We start from the raw sequence: 21932 nt of genomic DNA, 5'->3' as shown, positions 1-21932 counted from the left end.
TGGTCGGGCTCGTGGTGTGTGGTCTCGGTCGGCACGCCACCAGCGTAGGCAGCTCAGGTAACGGTGTCGATGTCAGCCCCGGTGGCCAGATCGCCGGCCTCCACCAGCCGGACGTCTGTACGCCCGCGCAGATAGTGACGGGCGCCCACGTCGCCGGCGGCGGTGGCGATGATCCCGGCCCAGTGGTTGCGGCCGATCAGGACGGGGTGGCCGGGTTTTCCGTCGTAGATGACCCGGGCGAGGGTCTCCTGAATCAGAACAATGGACGGGTCGGGGCAACGATGTGCGGAGTTTTCCGTTGCGGGGTAACTGGTTTCGAGAAGACGGGCCACGACCGCGCCCGTCACATCGGGGGTGTCGACCAGCCCTACGATCGCTGCGTCGGGCGGCTCGGCCAGCGTGGTCAGAAAGCTGAGCCCGGCGCGCAGCGAAGCCGACATACCCTCGACCCAGTCGGCGGCGTGCACCCGAACAGCTCCGGCGGGCAACAGCTTTGCTACTTCCTCACCCGACGCCCCGGTGACCACGACAACCGGACCGCAACCAGCGTCCGTCATTGATCGGACGGCCAGCCGCACCCAAGGCACGCCGCGAGCATCGGTGACCAGCCCCTTGGGCCGGCCCATCCGTCTCCCCGCGCCGGCGGCGAGCACGAGTGCGGCAGTCCTCATCGACGTCCTCAGATCTCAGGCGGGAACAGCGAAGGGGCGGCCCTCCCGAAGGAGAACCGCCCCCACTGGTTCAGTGCTGGATCAGCGCTGATCAGGGCTGGATCAGAAGTCCATGCCACCCATGTCCGGAGCGCCGCCGGCCGGGGCCGCCGCCTTCTCCGGCTTGTCGGCGATGACCGCCTCGGTGGTCAGGAACAGCGCCGCGATGCTGGCGGCGTTCTGCAGCGCCGAGCGCGTGACCTTGGCCGGGTCGATGATGCCGGTCGCGACCAGGTCGACGTACTCACCGGTGGCCGCGTTCAGGCCGTGACCCGACGGGAGGTTGCGCACCTTCTCCGCCACGACGCCACCCTCGAGACCGGCGTTGACCGCGATCTGCTTGAGCGGGGCCTCGACGGCGACCTTGACGATGTTGGCGCCGGTGGCCTCGTCGCCGGTCAGCTCGAGCTTCTCGAAGGCGACGACCGAAGCCTGCAGCAGCGCGACGCCACCACCGGCCACGATGCCCTCTTCGACGGCAGCCTTGGCGTTACGGACCGCGTCCTCGATGCGGTGCTTGCGCTCCTTGAGCTCCACCTCGGTGGCCGCCCCGGCCTTGATCACCGCAACACCGCCGGCCAGCTTGGCCAGACGCTCCTGCAGCTTCTCACGGTCGTAGTCGGAGTCGCTGGCCTCGATCTCGTTGCGGATCTGGGTCACGCGGCCGGCGATCTGGTCCGCGTCGCCCGAGCCCTCGACGATCGTGGTCTCGTCCTTGGTGATGACGACCTTGCGGGCCTGGCCGAGCAGCTCCAGACCGGCGGTCTCCAGCTTGAGGCCGACCGTCTCGGAGATGACCTGGCCGCCGGTCAGGATCGCGATGTCCTGCAGCATGGCCTTGCGGCGGTCGCCGAAGCCGGGCGCCTTGACGGCGATCGACTTGAACGTGCCCTTGATCTTGTTGACGACCAGGGTGGAGAGGGCTTCGCCGTCCACGTCCTCGGCGATGATCGCCAGCGGCTTGCCGCTCTGGATGACCTTCTCGAGCAGCGGCAGCAGGTCCTTGACCGTGCTGATCTTGCCCTCGACCAGGAGGATGTACGGGTCGTCGAGGACGGCCTCCATCCGCTCCGGGTCGGTCACGAAGTAACCGGAGATGTAGCCCTTGTCGAAGCGCATACCCTCGGTGAGCTCGAGCTCGAGCCCGAAGGTGTTGCTCTCCTCGACGGTGATGACGCCTTCCTTGCCGACCTTGTCCATCGCCTCGGCGATGAGCTCGCCGATGGCGGGGTCGGCGGCGGAGATGGACGCGGTAGCAGCGATCTGCTCCTTCGTCTCGACCTCCTTGGCCTGGGCCAGCAGCTCGGCGGAGACAGCAGCGGTGGCCGCCTCGATGCCCTTCTTCAGGGCCATCGGGTTGGCGCCGGCGGCGACGTTGCGCAGACCCTCACGAACCAGGGCCTGGGCGAGCACGGTGGCGGTGGTGGTGCCGTCACCCGCGACGTCGTCCGTCTTCTTGGCGACCTCCTTGACCAGCTCGGCGCCGATCTTCTCGTACGGGTCCTCGAGCTCGATCTCCTTGGCGATGGACACACCGTCGTTGGTGATCGTGGGGGCGCCCCACTTCTTCTCCAGAACGACGTTGCGGCCCTTCGGCCCGAGGGTCACCTTGACGGCGTCGGCGAGCTGGTTCATGCCCCGCTCGAGGCCGCGACGGGCTTCCTCGTCGAACGCGATGATCTTGGCCATCGTGTGGTGTTCCCTCCACGTGGGTGGGTTGTGACCAGGGAGATGCCCGCGACGGACGGAACGACGCCCAGCGGTCCTGTCCCGCCCGGCACCGGCCCTCATCCACCTGGCCGTACTCGCAAAGCTGTCACTCTCACGCGGAGAGTGCTAGTCCAATGATTAGCACTCGACCCTGGTGAGTGCAAACCTCCGGGGCCCGATCCGGGCACCGTTCTCCTGGAGTTCCACTGCGGGCGCAACACCTTCGGCGACGAAGACTGTCGGTGGCGGCTGGCAGCATGAGGGTCGTGGCGGGTGGTGCGGGCAACGGCGGCGTGACCAGCGGTGATGGCACGGGGGTGGTTGATGCGGGCGCGGGCGCGCGTGGGCTTGCGCGGTGGGTGCTGGTGGCACCGGCGGGGGCGGGTTTCGAGTTACTACCTATAGACGCGGTGGGCCAGGCGGCGGGGGAGGTCACCTGGGTAGACGACCTGGCTTTGGGGGTAAGCGCGCTGGAGCGCGAGGCCGCGCCCCGGTGGGTGTGGTGGCGCACGGCCGAGGTGTACCCGGCGCTGCTCGAGGCCGGCGTGCGGGTTCAGCGGTGTCATGACCTGGCTGCGGCGCAGAACCTGCTCAACACCTACGAGGGGGCTGCGTTCGTGCCGCCGCAGTCGGTGGTGCGCGAGTCGGCCGGCCGGTCGGAGCAGATCTCGCTGTTCGGTGACGAGCCGGGCAGTTCGGCGGGTGGGGCGGGCGTTGTCGGGACGACAGGTGGGCCCGATACGGCAGGGCACGAGGAGGAGGTTGGGCGAACCGAGAGCTCGGGCGGGCGCTGGGTGGGTACAGACGGTCCGGATCTGGATGCCCCGCAAGATGACCTTGTTCTTGGATCCCTCGTGACGGAGCAGACGCCACTCCCCTCCACCCGCGAGGCGCCGCAGGGCCTGGCCGAGCTGCAGCGTCTCTATGCCGGCCAGGTCGCGCACGTGGCTCGGGTGCGCCGTACCCACCCCGGTTTCGCGCTGCTCGTCGCGGCCGAGTCGGCGGCCGGCCTGGCCGCGGTCGAGATGGGGCGGGCCGGGCTGCCGTGGAGCGTCCGGATCCACGACGAGGTGCTCACCGATCTGCTCGGGCCGCGGCCTCAGCACCACGGGCGGCCGCCCAAGCTGCAGGCCCTGGCCGAGGAGGTGTCGCGGCTGCTGGTGCCCGGGGTCACCGGGCCGGGGCCGGCGATGAACCCCGACTCCCCCGGCGACGTGCTCAAGGCGTTCAAGCGGCAGGGGGTGCTGCTGACCAGCACCCGGGCCTGGGAACTGAAAGAGGTGGAGCACCCGGCGGTGGCTCCCCTACTGCGTTACAAGGAGCTGGCCCGGCTGCACGTGGCGCACGGCTGGTCGTGGCAGGGCCAGTGGGTGCGCAACGGGCGGTTCCATCCGGAGTACGTGCCCGGTGGGGTGGTCACCGGGCGCTGGGCCACGTCCGGGGGCGGGGCGCTGCAGATTCCCAAGGTGATGCGGGCCTGCGTGGTGGCCGAGCCGGGCTGTGTGCTGGTGGCGGCCGACGCAGGGCAGCTGGAGCCGCGCATCCTGGCCGCGCTCTCCGGCGACCGCGGCATGCTCGCCGCCACCGCCGACGCCGACATGTACACAGCTCTGGCCCGACAGGCGCTGGGCCGGCCGGAGGCGCGGAACGAGGCCAAGATCGGGCTGCTGGCGGCGATGTACGGAGCCCGGGCCAACACCCCGGCCATGGTGGCGCTGCGGCGCCGCTTCCCGAAGGCACTGGAGCTGCTGGAGCGCGCAGCGCGCACCGGGGAGGACGGGGGCATCGTGCGGTCAGTGCTCGGCCGCACCTGCCCGCCGCCGGATCCGACCTGGCAGGACGTGCCGCTGGAGCAGGCTCTGGCCCGTTCCCGGGCGCGGGGCCGGTTCACCCGCAACTTCGTCATCCAGGCCTCGGCCGCGGATTGGGCGAATGCATTGGTGGCCGGTCTACGACGCCGGCTGAGTGCTCTCTCCCCCGCCGCAGAACTGGTGTTCTTCCAGCATGACGAAGTGATCGTGCACGTTCCCGCCGCACTGGCCGAAGCCGCCGTTCAGGCCGTCGTGGACAGTGGCGCAGAAGCCACCGCTCTGGTTCTCGGAGATCGCGGTGTTCGCATCCCACTCGCGGCCGCACCGATCGCCTCTTATGCCGACAAGAATTAACCAGCGGTCGCATTCTTGGCATCCCACGGGGAGCGGTCGTAGCCGCCCCAATCACCGACCGTCGAATGCGTCAGGACGACGATATCCGGTTCGGCCGGTGACGAACCCGGGAATAGCCTTCCCGGCCCGAGCCGCACGAATTCCGGTTAACCGGTGGCAGCAATTGTTTCACCGCCGTTATCCGCATTGTAAAAACTGCGCAAACACACAAGGCCGTCCCCGGTGAAGTTCCGGGGACGGCCTTGGTGACGAGTCGGTTCACGAACCCTCGGCGGGGCTCACGAGAGACGAATCAGCTGGCGGGGCGCACGGCCTCGGCCTGCGGGCCCTTCTGGCCCTGACCGACCTCGAACTCCACCCGCTGACCCTCGTCGAGCGAGCGGTAGCCGTCCATCTGGATTGCCGACCAGTGGACGAAGACGTCCGCGCCACCACCGTCAACGGTGATGAAGCCATAACCCTTTTCGGCGTTGAACCACTTGACGGTTCCCTGAGCCATTCCTACTCCTGCTTGCTGTAACTGCGGCGCGACTCGAGCACTGCACACGAGCCGGGTCTCACGCTCGCCGGACCTCCCCCAGGAGGGCTGGTCCGGGATGGTCCAACGTGCGGGCCTCTGGCGTGAAGCTGGAGAGGACATTGCTCATCGAACTGTTCGACCGATGCCTACAGTAGCGCCTGAATCGAGCACGCGGGAGATACCAACTCTTAGCGACCTTCGTGAACCGCACTTAGGCTGAGCTCATGCGATCTCCGCGACGGCGCGTAGGACCGGAACCCGGGATGCGTTCCCGGGGTCGCCGGGGCGGTTATGTAGAGGCTCCGAGTCGGGGTCCGACAAGCCGTCCACTGTTGATCCGAACCCGTCGGGCAGTGAATTGGATGAACCTTTCAACACCTGTCGGATTGGCTCTCGCCCGGGCCGGCCGGGCCCGGATCGAACACGGACCGTACGGGCTCCTGCTGGCCTGGGACTACCGCAGCGGCCTGCTTCCGGTGCGCGGGCGGGCGATGACCATCGGCGACGTGGTCCTGCTCGGGATACCGGAATCGGCGCTGGTCAGAAGACCGAATCTGCTGCGCCACGAGGCCCGCCACGCCGGGCAGTACGCCCGCTGGCTGGGCCCGCTGGGGTTCCTGCCGGCCTACGGCCTGGCCTCGCTCTACAGCTGGGCGCGCACCGGTGATCCCGCGCTGCGTAACCACTTCGAGAGCCGGGCCGGGCTGCTCGACGGGGGTTACATCCACCGCGCCCACCCGACGGAGGCCGGCTCTGCGGAGCCCGGCCGGGACGGGTCTTCCCACGACTGAGGCGAACCCGAAGGCGGACGCACCGCGGTCGGCGAGCACCGACGTCCGAAATCTGGTTCTGTCGGTGAACGGTCGTGCCCCTTTGGGCCGAACGGGTTACTGGGTGTCTTCGCCGAGCACGACGGTGATCTTGCCCGGGTTGACCTCGGAGCTCTCCGAGATCTCACCCAGCCCCAGCGCCTTGCGCACGGCGTTGGCCGAGGGCTTCATCTCGTCGCCCTCGTAGTAGATGGTCGTGACCGGCAGGTCCTTGTTGTTGGAGTTGCCGGTGCGCTCCACCGACCAGCCCTTGCCCTCGAGGTCGGACTGGAACTGCTTGGCCAGGCCGGAGACGCTCAGCGAGTTGAGCACGATCAACGGGATGGTCTTGTCGACCTTGCTGCCGTCGCCCTCGCCCTCGGAACCGGTGTCCTGGCTCTCCTCGGCGGCCGGGCTCGACTCGTCGGCACCCTGGTCGTCGTTCTTGCCGTCGCCCTTGCCGTCGCCCTTGTCCTCACCGGCCGACGCGCTCGGGGCCGCGGTCGTGTCCGCCCCCTCGTCGAGTGCGCCCGTCGAGGCGCTCTTGTCGTCGGAGGCGCGACCGCCCACCACCGTGTAGACCGCACCGATCACCAGCAGCACGACGGCGACCCCGGCGACTACCGGCAGGATGGCCGCAATCGCCTTCGGCCGCGCACGGTGTGCACCGCGGCGGCTCGCCTCCACCGGGGCGGCGGAGCGGTCGTCGTAGCCCGGAGGCCTCGTGGCGGTCATCGCATGACTCCCAGAACTATGGAACGAGCACCGCCCGGTTCAGGGGTGCCCGACGGCCCGAGACTACCGACCCGGTCCGGCCCGACGAGGTAACTCGGCCCGCGATATCGGCCCGGACTGCCCCGTCCGATGCACTGTGGTGCTCAACCGTGAGCGTCCAGTGACCGAGCGGAACCGCTCCGGCGACGCATCTGGCGTACGCGCCGCAGCCGTTTCACCAGCATAGGGTCGGCCGCCAGAGCCTCGGGTCGGTCGATCAGCGTATTCAGGACCTGGTAGTAGCGGGTCGCGGGCAGGTCGAACAACTCGCGGATGGCCTGCTCCTTGGCCCCGGGGAAGCGGAACCACTGCCGCTCGAAGGCCAGGATCTCGGCCTCACGGGCGGTCAGCGGGCCTGCTCCGGCGGCCTCGGGCTCGGTGTCCATGCGGCTCACTCTAGAACCGGACCCTGAGCGTGTCATTCACACCATGCTGTCCAGAATGAGGTCGATGTCCGCCTCGGTGGTCTCCGGATTGACCACCGCCAGCCGGGTGCAGGTCTCGCCGGCGTGGGTGGTCGAGACCACGAACCCCTTGTCCTGGGCCAGCAGCTGCTGCGACCAGGCCCGGTAGTCCTGCGGGGTCCAGCCCACCCGCCGGAAGCAGACCACTGACAGATCGGGCTCGTGCAGCAGTTCCAGCTGGGGCCGCTCGCGCACGCTCTGCGCAGCGTGGCGGGCCACCGTGAGCGTGCGCTCGACCGCATCGGTGTAGGCCTGCGTCCCGTGCGTGGCCAGGGAGAACCAGAACGGCAGGCCGCGGGCCCGCCGGGTCAGGCCGACCGCGTAGTCGGAGGGGTTGATCTCGTCCCCCTCGGTGACCACGTCGAGGTAGCCGGCCCGCTGGGTGTGGGCGGCCCGGGCCAGGGCCGGGTCGCGGTAGACCAGGGCACAGCAGTCGAACGGGGCGAAGAGCCACTTGTGCGGATCCACCACGAACGAGTCGGCCCGCTCGATGCCGTCGAACCGGTGCCGCACGCTCGGTGCTGCCAGCCCGGCCAGCCCGTAGGCACCGTCGACGTGGAACCACAGGCCCAGCTCGGCGCAGACCGCCCCGACCGAGTCCAGGTCGTCGACGATGCCGAGGTTCGTGGTGCCGGCCGTGGCCACCACCGCGAAGACCCCGTCGTGCCCGGCCCGGGCCAGCGTCTCGCGCAGCGCGGTGCCGGTCAGCCTTCCGTCCTCGCCGACCGGGACGCCGACGAAGTCCACGTCCATCACGTCGCAGGCACTGACGATCGACGAGTGCGCGTTCGCCGTACCCGCGATGGCCCAGCGTCGCGGTAGGTCGGCGGCCCGCTGCTGGCGCGCCCGGTAGCGCGCGGCGACCAGCGCCGACAGGTTGCCGTAGGTACCGCCCGGAACGAACACCCCGCCGGCGCTCTCGGGCAGCCCGGCCAGCCCGGAGAGCCAGGCCAGCGCCTGGTTCTCGGCGTAGACCGCGCCCGAACCCTCCATCCAGGTGCCCGCGTACAGGCTGGAGGCGCTCACCACCAGGTCGAACAGGGTGGCGGCCTTGGTCGGGGCGCACGGGATGAACGAGAGGTAGCGCGGGTGGTCGACGGTGATGCAGGCCTGGGCCAGCACGTCGCCGAACAGCCGCAGGGCCTTCTCCCCGCCCATCCCCTGCGCGGTGATCGTCTGCCCGACCAGGGCCTGCAGTTCGGCGGCGGTGCGCGGGGCGTCCAGCGGGACGTCTCCCATACTCATCCGTTCCCGTGAATAGCTCATCACGGCCTCGGCGAGGACCTCGGTGGTGGCGTCGTAGCGATGCACGGAGGTGCAGTCTAGGTTCGCCGGGCGCTAATGTCGGCCAGCGTGACGCGCCGACCTCTCGCTGACCAGATCGACCCGGGATGGGCGGCCGCCCTCGCCCCGGTCGAGGACAAGATCGCCGAGATGGGCGACTTCCTCCGGCAGGAGATCGCCGAGGGCAGGACGTACCTGCCCGCCGGGCCGAACGTGCTGCGGGCGTTCAAGCAGCCGCTCGACGAGGTGCGGGTGCTGATCGTGGGGCAGGACCCGTACCCCACGCCCGGGCATGCGGTGGGCCTGTCGTTCTCGGTGGCGCCCGACGTGCGGCCGCTGCCGCGCAGCCTGGTCAACATCTACAAGGAACTGCACGACGACCTCGGCATCGAGCCGGCCAAGCACGGCGACCTGTCGAAGTGGGCCGAGCGGGGCGTGCTGCTGCTGAACCGGGTGCTCACGGTCGCGCCGGGCGCGCCCGCCTCGCACCGTGGCAAGGGCTGGGAAGACATCACCGCGCAGGCCATCCACGCCCTGGTGGAACGGGACGAGCCGCTGGTGGCCATCCTCTGGGGCCGGGACGCCCGGTCGCTGGCGCCGGCCCTGGAGGACATCCCGCGGATCGAGAGCGCGCACCCCAGCCCGTTGTCGGCCAACAACGGCTTCTTCGGCTCCAAGCCGTTCAGCCGGGCCAACAGCGAGCTCGAGGACCTGGGCGCCGAGCCGATCGACTGGTCTCTGTAGAGGGATCCGAAACTGATGACGCCGGTGGGCACCTCGGGTGCCCACCGGCGTCATCAGTTTCTCAGTGCTGTAGTTCGACCGACCCGTACAGCGTGGTGCGCTGGCGGGCGGGGCGGTCCAGGTACTCGGAGATGTCTTCCAGCTCCTCGACCGTCTTCAGCGAACCGTACTGCGAACCGGCCATTCTCGAGATGGTCTCCTCCATCAGGGTGCCGCCCACGTCGTTGGCGCCGGCCTGGAGCATCGCCCGGGTGCCCTCCACGCCGAGCTTGACCCACGACGTCTGGATGTTGTCGATCCGCCCGTACAGAAGGATTCTGGCGAGCGCGTGCACCACCAGGTTGTCGCGCATCGTGGGCCCCGGCCGGGCCACCCCGGCCAGGTAGATCGGGGCGTTCTGGTGCACGAAGGGCAGCGCCACGAACTCGGTGAAGCGGGCCTGGCCGTGTTCCATGCTCTGCTCCTGCAGCCGGCCCAGCAGCATCAGGTGCCGGGCCCAGTGCGAGGGGTTGTCCACGTGGCCGTACATCATGGTCGAGGAGGTGGGCAGGCCGAGCTGGTGGGCGGTGGTGACCACCTCGATCCACTCCCGGGTGGGCAGCTTGCCCTTGGTCAGGATCCAGCGCACGTCGTCGTCCAGAATCTCCGCCGCGGTGCCCGGAAGTGAGTCCAGTCCGGCCTCTTTCGCCTGCTGCAACCATTCCCGGACGGGCAGCCCGGTGCGGGTGGAGCCGTTCACCACCTCCATCGGGCTGTAGGCGTGCATGTGCATCTGCGGCACCGCCTCCTTCACCGCCCGGGCGATGTCGAAGTAGGCGGTGGCGGGCAGCATCGGGTCGATCCCGCCCTGCATGCAGACCTCGGTCGCGCCGACCGCCCAGGCCTCGCGCACCCGGTTCTTGATCTCGTCCAGCGACAGGGTGAAGGCGTCGTCGTCCTGGCGACGCTGGGCGAAGGCACAGAAGCGACAACCGGTGTAGCAGACGTTGGTGAAGTTGATGTTCCGGTTGACGATGTAGGTGACGTCGTCGCCGACCACCTCGCGGCGCAGGTCGTCGGCGATCTTCGCGAGCTGCTTGAGGGCGTCCCCCTCGGCGTAGGCGAGCAGTACGGCCTGGTTCTCGGTGAGCTTGCGCGGGTTCTCGGCGGCCACCGAGAGCGCCTGGCTCAGGTCCCCGTCGAGGCGTTCGGGAGCGCCGGTCAGGACGGCCTTCTCGCGCAGTGCGGACCAGTCGCCGTAGACGTCGTCGAAGTCACCACGCCGGTCGCTGGTGCGGCCGGTGGTGTCGATCGTGACGTTCAGGTCGATGCGCCCGCTGCTGCCCCAGTCGGGATCCGGCTCCTGCCAGGGCATTCCGCGGACCAGGGCCCGCGGGTTGGCCAGGCCGTTCTCCAGCATCAGGGCCTTGACGTGGCCGTAAACCCGTGGATCGAGCCAGGGTTCGCCGACCCGGGCGTATTCCGGATGCACGGTCAGCCGCTCGGTCAGCTCGAACCCGGCCTGCTCGCTGTAGCGGGCCAGGTCGTCGAGGTGGGGCCAGGGGCGCTCGGGGTTCACGTGGTCGGGGGTGAGCGGGGAGACGCCGCCCCAGTCGTCGGCGCCGGCCTGCAGCAGACGCCCGAGCTGCTCGGGCTCGGAAAGGTTGGGCGGCACCTGGATCCGCATCCGCGGGCCCAGCACGACCCGGGCCGTGGCCACCGCGGCCAGGTACTCCTCGTCCTCGGCGTCGGGGGCCGAGCGCATCGCCGTTCTCGGCTTGGCCCGGAAGTTCTGGATGATGGTCTCCTGGATGTGCCCGTACTCGCGGGCCAGCCGCTTCAGGGCGAACAGCGACTCGGCCCGGTCGGCGAAGCTCTCCCCGATGCCGATCAGCAGCCCGGTGGTGAACGGGATGTTGAGCCGGCCCGCGTCCTCGATCACCCGCAGCCGGACCTGCGGATCCTTGTCCGGGCTGCCGTAGTGCGCCTGGCCGGGGGTCTCGAACAGGTGGCGGGAGGTGGTCTCGAGCATCATGCCCACGCTCGGCGACACCGGCTTGACCCGGCCCAGGTCCGGCCAGGACATCACTCCCGGGTTGAGGTGCGGCAGCATGCCGGTGGCCTCGAGCACCTGCACGGCCAGCGAGCGGATGTACCCCAGGGTGTCCGAGTAGCCCGCCTCGGCCAGCCACTCCCTTGCTTCGGGCCAGCGGTCTTCCGGGCGGTCGCCGAGGGTGAAGAGCACTTCCTTGCAGCCCAGGGCGGCCCCCTGCCGGGCGACCCGCAGCACCTCGTCGGGGGTCATGTAGAGCCCCTTGCCCTCACGTTCGAGCTGCTTGGGGGTCTTGACGAAGGTGCAGTAGTGGCAGCGGTCGTTGCACAGGTGCGTGACCGGCACGAACACCTTGCGGGAGTAGGTGACCAGGCCTGCGCGACCGGCGTTGGCCAGCCCCGCGTCGCGCACCGCCCCGGCCGCGTGCAGCAGCCGTTCCAGGTGCTCACCCCGCGCCTGCAGCAGCACCTCGGCCTCGGCCTCGTTGAGGGTGACGCCGTCCGCAGCCCGCCGCAACGCCCGGCGGAAGGCCGAGTCAGTGGGCACGGGGCCGGAGGACGGGGTCGGCGTCTGAGGCACGAAGGACTCCTTCTGCAGGACTGGCCCGGCTACGCTGCGCGGACGGCTGAGTGCGGACCGTGCTGCCGGGGTGCCGCTCGGTCACTCCCGTGCGAATCTACGCGGGCACCCGTCGCATTCCCGACCGGGCCCGATCCATCTCTCGCCGAGCCACGGACGCGCTCGCGTATCAGACAGCCCCGGCGAAGCATCCTTCTTCGGAAGATCTGCCTCCCCACCCCTCTGAGGAGACTCGGCGCGATGCGCATCCCGCAGCCCATCGGCGGCAAGGTCGTGGTCATCACCGGTGCGGCGCGAGGCCTCGGGGCCGCGCTGGCCGAGAAGCTGGCCGGCCGGGGCGCCCGCGTCGCCCTGCTCGGCCTGGAGCCCGAGCAGCTGGCCGCCGTGGCCGAGCGCTGCGGCCGCAACGCGGTCTGGTTCGAGTGCGACGTGACCGATCCGGCGCAGCTGGCCGCCGCGGTGGCCGGGGTGCAGGAACGCTTCCGGGGGGTCGACGTGCTGGTGGCCAACGCCGGGATCGCGATGGGCAGCCCGCTGCTGCTGGCCGAGCCGGAGGCCTACGACCGGGTGATCGAGGTGAACCTGCTGGGCAGCATCCGCACGCTGCGGGCCTTCCTGCCCCTGCTGATCCGCAACCAGGGCTACTACCTGCAGATCGCGTCTCTGGCGGCGCTCAGCCCGACGCCGATGATCACCTCGTACGGGGCCAGCAAGGCCGGGGTGGAGGCGTTCGCCCTGGGGATGCGCACCGAGCTGGCCGTGCACGGGGTCGGCGGGGGTGTGGCCTACCTGTCGTTCACCGACACCGACATGGGCCGCTCGGCCAGCCGCTCGGGCCGCGGGCTGCGCCTGCACGACCTCGAGAAGGCGGTGTCCCGCCTGGTCGAGGGCATCGAGCGGCGCTCGCCCTACGTGTACGGCCAGTCGTTCATCCGGGTGCTGCGGCCGGTGCGGGGGCTGCTGCCCGGTCTGGTGCACCGGATGGCCCGGGGGCCGGCCGCTCGTTTCGAGTCGGCCGTGGCCCAGGCCGGGCCCCGGGCCTCGGCCCCCATCGGGCCGGGCGGACGCGCGGACACGAAGGCCCGCGGTTCCCGAGACCCGGAGCCGATGGGTTAGGTCGTGCCCTTACTGCTGCGGGGGCTGCCCGTAGCGCGGAGCCTCGTTCGGCGGGGTGCCGTAGACCGGCCCGTCGGCCGGGGGCTGCTGCGGCTGGGCGGAGCCGGTCGGACCGGGCCTGCCCTTGCCGTCCTTGAAGCGCCCGCTCAGGCCCCGGGCCTGCTCCTGCACCTTGGCGCGGGTCGCCGGATCCTTCAGCTTCTTGGTCAGCTCCTGGGCCTGGGCCTGCACCTTGGCCCGGGTGGCCGGGTCCTTGGCAGCGGCCTGGGCCTGCTGGATGAGTTTCCTGCCCTGGGGAGAGCGGGCGAACGCAGTGACTTTCCCGAGAAAACCGGCCATGCCCCAAAGTAACCGCTGCGCTGATCAAAAGCATCCGTGAGTGAGCCGCCCGACGCCGTCCGAGGTGCCGGGTGATCAGGCCGCAGGCAATATGCCAGACATGGCATCGAACCATGGCGCCCAGGCGGCAGAAACTGCCTCGGAACCGAAGGCTCTCGACGGCGCGAGCTACGAGGTGATCGTCATCGGGACCGGCTCGGCCGGCAAGCCGCTGGCCAGTGAACTGGCCCGGGGCGGGGTGCGGGTGCTGGCGGTGGAGCAGCACCGGGTCGGCGGGGAGTGCCCCTACGTGGCCTGCGTGCCGTCCAAGTCGATGCTGCTCTCGGCCCGACGGCACCGCGGCCGGGGGCAGGGCTCCTCCTCGCCCGCCCGGGTGGCCTTCGCCCGGGCAGTGGCGGTGCGCGACAAGACGGTCTGGAACCGCTCGGACGCCAAGGCGGTCGAGGGGATGACCGAGGCCGGGGTGGAGCTGGTCCGGGCCTCGGCCACGGTCTCGCCCGGCGCGGTGCTGCTGGACGGTACGGCGACCGTGCGCTGGACCCGGGCGCTGGTGGTGGCCACCGGGGCGGACGCGACGATCCCGCCGATCGAGGGGCTGGAACGGAACGCCCCCGGCATCTGGACCTCGGACCAGGCCCTCTCCAGCGACGAGCTGCCCGATCAGCTGGCGATCCTGGGCGGTGGCCCGATCGGCTGCGAACTGGCCGAGGTGTACGCGTCGTTCGGCGCCCAGGTCACCCTGCTCCAGTCGGCGCCGACCCTGCTGCCGCGGGAGCAGCCCTGGCTGGGCGAGGCGATGGCCGGGGCGCTGCGCCGCCTCGGGGTGGAAGTGCGCACCGGCGTCGAGGTCTCCGAGGTGCGGCCGGCCGAGCCGGGCCCCGGTCTCGTGCTGCGCACGCCGCAGGACGAGATCCTCGCCCGGCGGCTGCTGGTGGCGGTGGGAAAACGGCCGCACAGCGACGGTCTGGGCCTGGAGAGCCTCGGGGTGGAGCCCGGTGAGAAGGGCGAACTGCGGGTGGACGCCCGGATGCGGCTACGCGTCAAGGGAGGCGACCGCTCGCTCGACGACGTCTTCGCGATCGGCGACGTGACCGCGCTCAACCCCTACACGCACGGTGCCAACTACCAGGCCCGGGTGGTCGCCGACGAACTGCTGGGCCGCGGCCGCGACGCCGACCACTCCGGCACTCCGCGGGTGGTCTACACCGACCCCGCCGTCTTCGCCGTGGGCGAGACCACCCGGACCGCCGAGGAGCGCGGGCTGCGCACGATCAGCGCCCGGTTCGACGTGCACGGCACCACCCGATCGGCGGTGGAGCGGTCTCTGGGGCCGGACGACCCGCGCCCGGCCGAGCTGGAACTGATCGCCGACGCCGACCGGGGAGTGCTGCTGGGGGCGGCCGCGATCGGGCCCGAGGCCGACTCCTGGGCGGCCGAGCTGGCGCTGGCGGTCCGCGCCGGGATCAGCGTGCAGGCCCTGGCCGACCAGCCGCACGCCTTCCCCTCGTGGGCCGAGGCGATCAGCACGCCGGCCCTGGAGCTGGCGGCCCGGCTGCGGGCGGCCGGGTAGGACAGGACCTGGCCGGAGCGGGGGATTCACGGCTGCCGTTCGGCCGCCCGCCGATAAGGTTCTGACATGGATGCGGGCACGAACGACGGAACGATCTCGAGCGCGGTCTTCGTCACGGCGACTGAGCCGGAACCGCGCAGGTACGGCAAGCCGGTGGTGATCGGCGGCATCCTGGACCACCTGTGCGAACGGCTCGGTCCGGACAACGTGCACCTGGTGCTGGTCGGCCGGGACGACGTGGACCGGCCGCGGGTGCCCTACCACCGCCACGTGCTGACCAAGCCGGGCACGGTGGAGCAGGCCGCCTCGGTGCTGGCCAACGTGGTCCTGCCGCCGCGACTGCGCCCGGCCGGCCTGGGCCAGGCCGCGGGCGAGCACGCCGGGGGCCGCTACCGTCACCCGCTGCAGGAGGCCGTGCTGCACTCGGCCAACCTCGGCACCCGGATCTTCTCGGTGATCAACGAGATCGAGGCCGACCTGGAGATCTGGGACACCGTCCGGATGGGCCAGTACGTGCTGGAGCGCGGCGAGACCGCCCGTGACCGCTCGGTGCTGTGGCCCGGCTCGTCGTTCGGGCACCAGGTGAAGCGGCGCATCCTCTACGCCGACGACCTCTTCTCCGAGCGCTACGACGCGATGCTCAAGGAGGAGAGCGCCACCGGCAACCCCGGCGGCGAGTTCGCCAAGCTGCTGCCCGGCCCGGCCAAGAAGCTGCTGGCCAACCCTCGGGTGCACCGGCCGCTGCTGCGTCTGGAGCGGGACCTGGTGGCGGCCTCGGAGGTACGTCAGCCCGAGTACTTCGACGGCACCTACCTGATCAGCCCGGAGGAGACCCACCGGCTCGCGGCCAAGGTGCCCGGCGCGACCATCGGCACCCTGCCCCCGCTGCTGCGCGAACCGTCCGGCAGCCGGCTGCGGCACTACACCGGGGCCCCCGAGTTCACCTTCATCGGTGGCTTCGACTACGCCCCGAACCGCGACGGGCTGGACTGGTTCCTGGCCAACTGCCGCGAGCAGGTGCTGCAGGCCCTGCCGGACGCGGTGGTCAACGTGGTCGGTTCCGGCACCGACGCGGGTCTGCCCTCGGGCGAAGCCTGGGGCGACCGGGTCCGCTTCCTGGGCTGGGTCGACGACCTGGACACAGTGCTGAACGGCAGCGCCGCGCTGCTGTCACCGCTGCGCACCGGCAGCGGGGTGAAGATCAAGGTGCTGGAGGCGCTGGCCCGGGCCCTGCCGGTGGTCGCCACCCGGGCCGGGGTGCAGGGCATCGAGGGCGGCGAGACCAGCGGGCTGCTGATCGGCGAGACGCCCGAAGAACTGGCCGCGGCGATGGTCCGGGCCACCGATCCGGTGCGCAACCAGCAGCTGTCGGCAGCCGCCCGGACGGCCTGGGACACCCAGTACTCGCCGGTGGTGGTGCGCCGCCGCTACGACGAGATCTTCGGGCTCGCCCGGCCGATCGCGCCGGAGACCCGGCCGATCCAGCTGCCCCGGTTCTGACCGCCTTCTGTACGAAAGGGACGCCGCCCGCACGGGCGACGTCCCTTTCGTACAGGCCCACCGTCCCCCATCGCCTCCGGCTCCGGGAGGTACCCCCAGTCTTCAGTCGGAATCAGTTGGCGGCGGGCATTCCGGTCAGGCGGTTCGGGTCACGCTTCTCGGCCCACACCGTGCGCACCGCGGGGTACTGGGCCAGCAGTTCGCTCACCGTGCGCGAGGTGAACTTGCGGCGCTTCATGCCGGCCAGCAGCAGCCGGGTCGCCTCGCCCCGGTCGAGACCCTCACCGGTCTCCGGGTCGGGGGCACCGACCCCGTCGCCGGAGTAGTCGTGCAGCAGCAGGAACCCGCCCTTGTGCAGCGAGCCGATCGCGCGCTGGGCGATCGTGCCGGCGTCCGAGCCGTCCCAGTCGCGGGCCCAGGCCGACCAGACCACGACCTCCATGCCCAGGGCCCGGGTGGCCAGGTACTGGGCCACCGTCTGGGCGCCGTAGGTGGGGCGGAACAGCAGGACCTTGCGGCCGGTGATGCGCTCCAGCCGGCGCTTGCCGTCGCGGATCCGGCCGACCGCCTCCTGCAGCGGCAGCGCGCTGAGCCGGGTGTGGTCGATGCCGTGCAGGGCGACCTCGTGGCCCTCGGCGATGATCCGGCGCACCAGGTCGGGGTGCTTCTCGGCCTGCTCGACCAGGACGAAGAAGGTGGCCCGGACCTTGTACTGGGCCAGCGCCTCGAGCACCTGCGGGGTGTACGACGGGTCGGGGCCGTCGTCGTAGGTCAGGCTGACCACCTTGTCGTCGGTGGCGACACAGGCCACCGTGCTCACCGCCAGCAGCGCCGGGCGCCCGTAGGTGAGCACGTCGTCCGGCTCGGGCAGCGCGCGCTCGCCCTCCTCGTAGGCGCAGACGTAGCCGCGGCGTACGAGCTTGGCGGAAAGATCCAGCAGGGGCCGCCGCGCAGCGGGGGCGGTCCGGACGGGGGCCTCAGTCATGAGGCCAACCTACCCACCCGGGCCGCCCGAATTCATGCAACCTCACCCTGAGCGACCGCTCGGAGCAATCCGGTGCCCGAGGCGCGGCAAATGGTTCACGAAGAGCCGCCGAGTACACCGTTCCGGTCACCGAGGCCCCGTCCCGGTCATCAGCACCCTCGGTGTCTGGATACTCTCGGCTTCTCTTTGAATTCGGAGGATCCCTAGATGTCCGTTCAGCACGTCGGCGTCATCGGCGCCGGAATCGTCGGTCTCGCCGTCGCCCGTCGGATCACCGAGGTCTACCCCGGCACCCAGATCACCGTCCTGGAGAAGGAGGACCGTCCCGCGGTCCACCAGACCGGGCACAACAGCGGCGTGGTGCACGCCGGGCTCTACTACACGCCGGGCTCCCTGAAGGCCACGCTCTGCCGTCGGGGTGTCGACCTCCTGAAGGAGTACACGCAGGAGAAGAAGCTCCCCTACGACGAGTGCGGCAAGCTGGTCGTGGCGATCAACGACGCCGAGGTCGCGGGTCTGAAGAAGATCCAGGAGAAGGCCGCCAAGAACGGCGTGCCCGACGTGGCCTGGCTGGACAACGTCGGCCTGCGCGAGATCGAGCCGTACGCGGCCGGGGTCGCGGCCCTGCACTCCCCGCACACCGCGATCACCGACTACGTCGCGGTGACCGACGCTTACGCCGACGACGTGCGGGCGGCCGGCGGCACCATCGAGTTCAACTTCCCGGTCGACGGGATCACCCAGTACAACGGCAAGGTCCAGGTGAAGTCGAACGGCCGCACCAAGGTCTTCGACCGCCTGGTGGTGTGCGCCGGCCTGCAGTCCGACAAGGTCGCCACCTGGGCCGGCGACGACGCGGGCCCGGCGATCGTGCCCTTCCGCGGCGAGTACTTCCAGCTCCTGCCCGAGCGCACGCACATGGTCAAGGGCCTGATCTACCCGGTGCCCAACCCGGACTACCCGTTCCTCGGCGTGCACTACACCAAGCGCGTGCACGGCGGCGTGGACCTGGGCCCGAACGCGGTCCTGGCCTTCGCCCGCGAGGGATACACCAACGGCACGTTCAAGGCCTCGGAGCTGTTCGAGACCCTGAAGTGGCCGGGCTTCCGCAAGCTCGCCGCCCAGCACTGGCGGATGGGCGCGGGCGAGATGGCCGGCTCGCTGAGCAAGAAGCTGTACGTGCGCTTCGCCCAGCAGTACGTGCCCGAGATCCAGGCCGCCGACCTGGTCAAGGCCCAGGCCGGGGTGCGCGCCCAGGCGGTCGACCGGGACGGTTCGCTGGTCGACGACTTCCGGATCTCCAAGCTGGACAAGGTGATGGCGGTGCGCAACGCGCCCTCGCCGGCCGCGACCAGCTCGCTGGCGATCGCCGAGTACATCACCGACGAGCTGCGCGACCTGATGGTCTCGAACGTCGCCTGACGTTCACCGGTGAGTCCCGGGCTGTGGGGCCGCGCGCCGCGCGAGCCTCACAGCCTGTCACGAAACGTGCGATTATCCGGATTGTTGCTGCTTTCTTGGGCGGCTCGGACACATCCGGTCCGGGGCCATGGAATGCTTACGCCCCGGGGGGCAGCAGTGCCGCTGTCGTTCCACCTGGGCACCTGCGGCTCGGCTGAACGCGGATCCGAACCTCGTCCGATCAGCCATAGTTCCACCAGTGGTCAGGATCAACGGCTACGCGGGTAAAAGTCTGAATGTTCCGTTTCGGAATGCCCGGTTTGGCCACTGGAGTTACGTCAGTGACTACTTGCTGTAGTCACTGTCCATAGTTTCGTCACTCGACACGTGCGTTGCGGTAACGAACTCTGCATTGGCTAACGATGAGGTTGGCGAGACCGTACCTTGGCAGTGACGGCAGTGCGGGGCTGCGGACGACACAGTGCGACAGGGAGGGCTTGTAGTGACGCTCCGTGATCCGATGGGTAGGGCTGCACACAACTCCGGGGGATCCGCCCCGGACGGCGGCCGCCCGGAAGACCCACGGCTGGTCATCGACGTACGCGGAGAACCCGCGCCCGCCCAGTTCCTGACCGGCTCCCAGCAGTCACAGAACGCCTACGGGGGTTTCGCCCCGCAGGCCCCGTTCAACCAGCAGATGGCCACCCAGCCGATCCAGATCCCCCAGGCGGCCCGTCCCGACGCCGACGGGATGCTCGGCGGCGGGGCCCCGGACGACGACCCGCCGGCCGGTTCCTGGGCCGGGCCGCTGGTCCGCGCCGGGGTACGTCCCCTGCTGGTGCTGCTCGACCTGGTGGCCTGTCTCGCCGGCGCCCTGGCCTCCGGCGGGGTCCGCCCGATCATGGGGCTGTTCACCGTCCTGCTGGTCGCGGCCTACGCCACCGGCGGTCTGTACCGCTCGCGGCTGTCGCCCTCGATCCTCGACGACATCCCGGCCATCACCGGCCGGCTGCTGGTCGTCCTGGCGCTCACCGTCACCGGCCAGCTCACGCTGAACCAGCTGCGCTGGGACGTGGAGATGGTCGACTGGAAGCTGCTGGTCGCCGCGGCCGTCACCTTCGTGGCCACGGTCTGCCTGCGCACCACCGCCTACGGTCTGGTCCGCTTCGCCCGCCGCACCGGGCGGATCGCGCACCGCACGCTCATCCTCGGCGCCGGCCGGGTGGGCACCTACCTGGCCGAGTCGCTCTCCCAGCACCCGCAGTACGGCCTGCAGCCGATCGGCTTCCTCGACATCGACCCGCCGCGGCCGGGCGTCAGCGCCTCGCACCGCATCCTGGGCCGGCCCGAGCAGCTGGTCGAGGTCCTGCTGGACCACCAGGTCCGCAACGTGATCGTCGCCTTCGGCTCGATGCGCGAGTCCGAGCTGGTCGACATCATCCGCACCTGCGACCGTCTGCACTGCGAGATCTTCGTCGTGCCGCGGTTGTTCGAGCTGCACCACATCGGTGCCGAGATGGACACCGCGTGGGGCATGCCGCTGATCCGGCTGCGCCGCGCCGCCTACCGCAGCCGGGCCTGGCAGGTGAAGCGGGGGATCGACATCGCGTTCTCCGGTTTCGCCCTGATGTGCCTGTCCCCGCTGATGGCGGTCATCGCCGCTCTGGTCCGCTGGGAGGGCGGCCCGGGCATCCTGTTCAAGCAGGAGCGCGTCGGCGTCGACGGCCAGCACTTCTCGGTGATGAAGTTCCGTTCGCTCAAGCCCGTCGACGAGACCGAGTCCCAGACCAACTGGAACATCGCCCTCGACGACCGGCTCGGCCCGGTCGGCAAGTTCCTGCGCCGGTCCTCGCTGGACGAGCTCCCGCAGCTGCTGAACATCCTCCGTGGCGACATGAGCCTGGTCGGCCCCCGGCCGGAGCGCCCGCACTTCGTCGACACGTTCCGCAGCCAGCACCCGCACTACGTCGCCCGGCACCGGGTTCCCTGTGGCCTCACCGGCCTGGCGCAGGTCAACGGCCTGCGCGGAGACACCTCGATCGCCGAGCGGGCCCGCTTCGACAACTACTACATCGAGAACTGGTCGCTCTGGCTCGACATCAAGATCCTGATGCGGACCGCGATGTCCGTCATCCGGGCCGAGGGCGGCTGATCCACCTCCGAGCCACCCGGTCCTGAGGGTGTGCGCCGTCCGGGCGCTCTTCAGGGCCGAACCGGTCTCCCCCGGCCGGATCGGCAAAGAGGCGCCCAGGTCGGCGGCCATACTGGTCGCCCTCCGCCGGAGCCGACGGTTCCGCGTGACATCCATCTGAATCCGACCATTCACACACCCCCCATCCGTGCGAGGAATGTCCTGTGACTGAACAGCTGCCCGTGTCCGAGATCCCCGTCGTCCTGCTCGCCGGAGGGATGGGTACCCGGCTGCGCGAGGCCAGCGGTGACAAGCTGCCCAAGCCGATGGTGGACATCGGCGGCCGGCCGGTCCTGTGGCACGTCATGAAGATGTACCAGGCCCACGGCTTCCGTAAGTTCGTGATCTGCCTGGGCTACAAGAGCGACGTGATCAAGCGGTACTTCCTGGACTACCGCCAGGCCGCGGGCGACTTCACGCTCACCCACGACGGCGCCGAGCCGGTGTTCCACTCGGCCGGCCAGGTCGAGGACTGGGAGATCACCTTCGTCGAGACCGGTCTGCAGACCGGCACCGTCGGCCGGGTCAAGCGGGTCGCCCAGCACCTCAAGGCCGACCAGTTCATGCTGACCTACGGTGACGGCGTGGGCGACGTCGACATCACCAAGGTGGTCGAGACGCACCGCGCCGGCGGCCGCATCGGCACCGTCACGGCCGTGCACCCGACCAGCCGCTACGGCGAGATGCACGTCGAGGGCGACCAGGTCGTGGAGTTCAACGAGAAGCCGACCCTGGCCACCGGCTGGGTCAACGGCGGCTTCTTCATGTTCGAGCGCAGCTTCATCGACAAGTACCTCGCCGACATCGACGACGACTCGATGATGCTGGAGCAGCAGCCGCTGCAGCAGCTGGCCCGCGACGGCCAGCTCTCGCTGAACGGTCACGAGGGTTTCTGGCTGGGTATGGACACCTACCGGGACTGGACCGAGCTGAACAAGATGTGGGACCGCGGCGAGGCCTCCTGGAAGTTCTGGGACAACTGACCTCCCCTCCCACCCAAGATCGTTCCACCGCCGTATACAACAAGGAGCAACTGACC

18 protein-coding genes are annotated in these 21932 nt (G+C 70.2%); 9 read left to right on the top strand and 9 right to left on the bottom strand.

Features of this window, described 5'->3' with window-relative positions; translation table 11 throughout:
• Positions 1–53 precede the first annotated feature (53 nt).
• Together QSK18_RS06515 and groL are read right to left on the bottom strand one after the other, a co-directional pair.
• Positions 54–671 (bottom strand): nucleotidyltransferase family protein, encoded by a 618-nt coding sequence (locus QSK18_RS06515; protein ID WP_285617170.1) that lies wholly within the window; start codon positions 669–671, stop codon positions 54–56.
• Between the two features lie 102 nt (positions 672–773).
• Complete coding sequence (groL, locus tag QSK18_RS06510) at positions 774–2399, bottom strand: chaperonin GroEL (protein ID WP_232810194.1); 1626 nt, start codon at positions 2397–2399, stop codon at positions 774–776.
• 278 nt (positions 2400–2677) lie between these two features.
• On the opposite strand from groL, the gene QSK18_RS06505 reads away from it, so the two are divergent.
• Positions 2678–4585, top strand: a complete 1908-nt coding sequence (locus tag QSK18_RS06505; RefSeq protein ID WP_232810195.1) for a bifunctional 3'-5' exonuclease/DNA polymerase — start codon at positions 2678–2680, stop codon at positions 4583–4585.
• A gap of 292 nt (positions 4586–4877) precedes the next feature.
• Here the strand turns inward: QSK18_RS06505 and QSK18_RS06500 are convergent, their stop codons facing one another.
• A complete protein-coding gene (locus tag QSK18_RS06500) occupies positions 4878–5084 on the bottom strand; it encodes a cold-shock protein (RefSeq protein ID WP_214153400.1) in 207 nt (68 codons plus the stop codon).
• Positions 5085–5467: 383 nt separating this feature from the next.
• On the opposite strand from QSK18_RS06500, the gene QSK18_RS06495 reads away from it, so the two are divergent.
• Positions 5468–5896 carry a hypothetical protein gene (locus QSK18_RS06495; protein ID WP_285617167.1) on the top strand — a complete coding sequence of 143 codons (429 nt, stop codon included), beginning with the start codon at positions 5468–5470 and terminating at the stop codon, positions 5894–5896.
• Positions 5897–5992: 96 nt separating this feature from the next.
• On the opposite strand, the gene QSK18_RS06490 is transcribed toward QSK18_RS06495, so the two are convergent.
• The 3 genes from QSK18_RS06490 to QSK18_RS06480 all read right to left on the bottom strand — a co-directional run bounded on the left by QSK18_RS06490 (position 5993) and on the right by QSK18_RS06480 (position 8463).
• Positions 5993–6649: a LytR C-terminal domain-containing protein gene (locus QSK18_RS06490; protein WP_285617165.1), complete on the bottom strand. Its 657-nt coding sequence runs from the start codon at positions 6647–6649 to the stop codon at positions 5993–5995.
• A gap of 143 nt (positions 6650–6792) precedes the next feature.
• Positions 6793–7074 (bottom strand): DUF3263 domain-containing protein, encoded by a 282-nt coding sequence (locus QSK18_RS06485; protein WP_232810198.1) that lies wholly within the window; start codon positions 7072–7074, stop codon positions 6793–6795.
• A 36-nt stretch (positions 7075–7110) separates the two neighbouring features.
• Positions 7111–8463: a pyridoxal phosphate-dependent decarboxylase family protein gene (locus QSK18_RS06480; protein ID WP_285617163.1), complete on the bottom strand. Its 1353-nt coding sequence runs from the start codon at positions 8461–8463 to the stop codon at positions 7111–7113.
• Positions 8464–8493: 30 nt separating this feature from the next.
• On the opposite strand from QSK18_RS06480, the gene QSK18_RS06475 reads away from it, so the two are divergent.
• Entirely contained in the window at positions 8494–9180 is a 687-nt protein-coding gene (locus QSK18_RS06475; RefSeq protein WP_269809939.1) for a uracil-DNA glycosylase, read from the top strand.
• 61 nt (positions 9181–9241) lie between these two features.
• Here the strand turns inward: QSK18_RS06475 and QSK18_RS06470 are convergent, their stop codons facing one another.
• Positions 9242–11791 carry a bifunctional FO biosynthesis protein CofGH gene (locus QSK18_RS06470; protein ID WP_285617160.1) on the bottom strand — a complete coding sequence of 850 codons (2550 nt, stop codon included), beginning with the start codon at positions 11789–11791 and terminating at the stop codon, positions 9242–9244.
• Between the two features lie 240 nt (positions 11792–12031).
• On the opposite strand from QSK18_RS06470, the gene QSK18_RS06465 reads away from it, so the two are divergent.
• A complete protein-coding gene (locus tag QSK18_RS06465; protein ID WP_232810202.1) occupies positions 12032–12907 on the top strand; it encodes an SDR family NAD(P)-dependent oxidoreductase in 876 nt (291 codons plus the stop codon).
• A gap of 9 nt (positions 12908–12916) precedes the next feature.
• On the opposite strand, the gene QSK18_RS06460 is transcribed toward QSK18_RS06465, so the two are convergent.
• On the bottom strand, positions 12917–13246 hold the full coding sequence (locus tag QSK18_RS06460; protein ID WP_232810203.1) for a hypothetical protein: 330 nt from the start codon (positions 13244–13246) through the stop codon (positions 12917–12919).
• A gap of 100 nt (positions 13247–13346) precedes the next feature.
• On the opposite strand from QSK18_RS06460, the gene QSK18_RS06455 reads away from it, so the two are divergent.
• Both QSK18_RS06455 and QSK18_RS06450 read left to right on the top strand, forming a co-directional pair.
• A complete protein-coding gene (locus tag QSK18_RS06455; RefSeq protein WP_285617155.1) occupies positions 13347–14816 on the top strand; it encodes a dihydrolipoyl dehydrogenase family protein in 1470 nt (489 codons plus the stop codon).
• A gap of 66 nt (positions 14817–14882) precedes the next feature.
• Positions 14883–16316 (top strand): glycosyltransferase, encoded by a 1434-nt coding sequence (locus QSK18_RS06450; protein ID WP_285617153.1) that lies wholly within the window; start codon positions 14883–14885, stop codon positions 16314–16316.
• Between the two features lie 112 nt (positions 16317–16428).
• On the opposite strand, the gene QSK18_RS06445 is transcribed toward QSK18_RS06450, so the two are convergent.
• Entirely contained in the window at positions 16429–17301 is an 873-nt protein-coding gene (locus tag QSK18_RS06445) for a polysaccharide deacetylase family protein (RefSeq protein WP_285617151.1), read from the bottom strand.
• Between the two features lie 207 nt (positions 17302–17508).
• Between QSK18_RS06445 and lhgD the strand changes: the two genes are divergently transcribed.
• The 3 genes from lhgD to rfbF all read left to right on the top strand — a co-directional run bounded on the left by lhgD (position 17509) and on the right by rfbF (position 21876).
• Positions 17509–18723 (top strand): L-2-hydroxyglutarate dehydrogenase, encoded by a 1215-nt coding sequence (gene lhgD / locus QSK18_RS06440; RefSeq protein ID WP_232810207.1) that lies wholly within the window; start codon positions 17509–17511, stop codon positions 18721–18723.
• Positions 18724–19204: 481 nt separating this feature from the next.
• The gene (locus QSK18_RS06435) at positions 19205–20854 is read left to right on the top strand and encodes a sugar transferase (RefSeq protein ID WP_285617149.1); all 1650 of its coding nucleotides are present in this window, start codon (positions 19205–19207) and stop codon (positions 20852–20854) included.
• Positions 20855–21057: 203 nt separating this feature from the next.
• Positions 21058–21876, top strand: a complete 819-nt coding sequence (gene rfbF, locus QSK18_RS06430) for a glucose-1-phosphate cytidylyltransferase (protein WP_232810209.1) — start codon at positions 21058–21060, stop codon at positions 21874–21876.
• Positions 21877–21932 lie beyond the last annotated feature (56 nt).

The sequence above is a fragment of the Kineosporia sp. NBRC 101677 genome, assembly GCF_030269265.1.
In the GTDB taxonomy this organism is placed as follows: domain Bacteria; phylum Actinomycetota; class Actinomycetes; order Actinomycetales; family Kineosporiaceae; genus Kineosporia; species Kineosporia rhizophila.
This window is presented reverse-complemented; position numbering and strand designations above follow the sequence as displayed.

Excerpts from the sequence above, each read along its gene's own strand:
- QSK18_RS06515 (WP_285617170.1), bottom strand. The coding sequence starts at position 671 with ATGAGGACTGCCGCACTCGTGCTCGCCGCCGGCGCGGGGAGACGGATG.
- groL (WP_232810194.1), bottom strand. The coding sequence starts at position 2,399 with ATGGCCAAGATCATCGCGTTCGACGAGGAAGCCCGTCGCGGCCTCGAG.
- QSK18_RS06505 (WP_232810195.1), top strand. The coding sequence starts at position 2,678 with ATGAGGGTCGTGGCGGGTGGTGCGGGCAACGGCGGCGTGACCAGCGGT.
- QSK18_RS06500 (WP_214153400.1), bottom strand. The coding sequence starts at position 5,084 with ATGGCTCAGGGAACCGTCAAGTGGTTCAACGCCGAAAAGGGTTATGGC.
- QSK18_RS06495 (WP_285617167.1), top strand. The coding sequence starts at position 5,468 with ATGAACCTTTCAACACCTGTCGGATTGGCTCTCGCCCGGGCCGGCCGG.
- QSK18_RS06490 (WP_285617165.1), bottom strand. The coding sequence starts at position 6,649 with ATGACCGCCACGAGGCCTCCGGGCTACGACGACCGCTCCGCCGCCCCG.
- QSK18_RS06485 (WP_232810198.1), bottom strand. The coding sequence starts at position 7,074 with ATGGACACCGAGCCCGAGGCCGCCGGAGCAGGCCCGCTGACCGCCCGT.
- QSK18_RS06475 (WP_269809939.1), top strand. The coding sequence starts at position 8,494 with ATGTCGGCCAGCGTGACGCGCCGACCTCTCGCTGACCAGATCGACCCG.
- QSK18_RS06465 (WP_232810202.1), top strand. The coding sequence starts at position 12,032 with ATGCGCATCCCGCAGCCCATCGGCGGCAAGGTCGTGGTCATCACCGGT.
- QSK18_RS06460 (WP_232810203.1), bottom strand. The coding sequence starts at position 13,246 with ATGGCCGGTTTTCTCGGGAAAGTCACTGCGTTCGCCCGCTCTCCCCAG.
- QSK18_RS06455 (WP_285617155.1), top strand. The coding sequence starts at position 13,347 with ATGGCATCGAACCATGGCGCCCAGGCGGCAGAAACTGCCTCGGAACCG.
- QSK18_RS06450 (WP_285617153.1), top strand. The coding sequence starts at position 14,883 with ATGGATGCGGGCACGAACGACGGAACGATCTCGAGCGCGGTCTTCGTC.
- QSK18_RS06445 (WP_285617151.1), bottom strand. The coding sequence starts at position 17,301 with ATGACTGAGGCCCCCGTCCGGACCGCCCCCGCTGCGCGGCGGCCCCTG.
- lhgD (WP_232810207.1), top strand. The coding sequence starts at position 17,509 with ATGTCCGTTCAGCACGTCGGCGTCATCGGCGCCGGAATCGTCGGTCTC.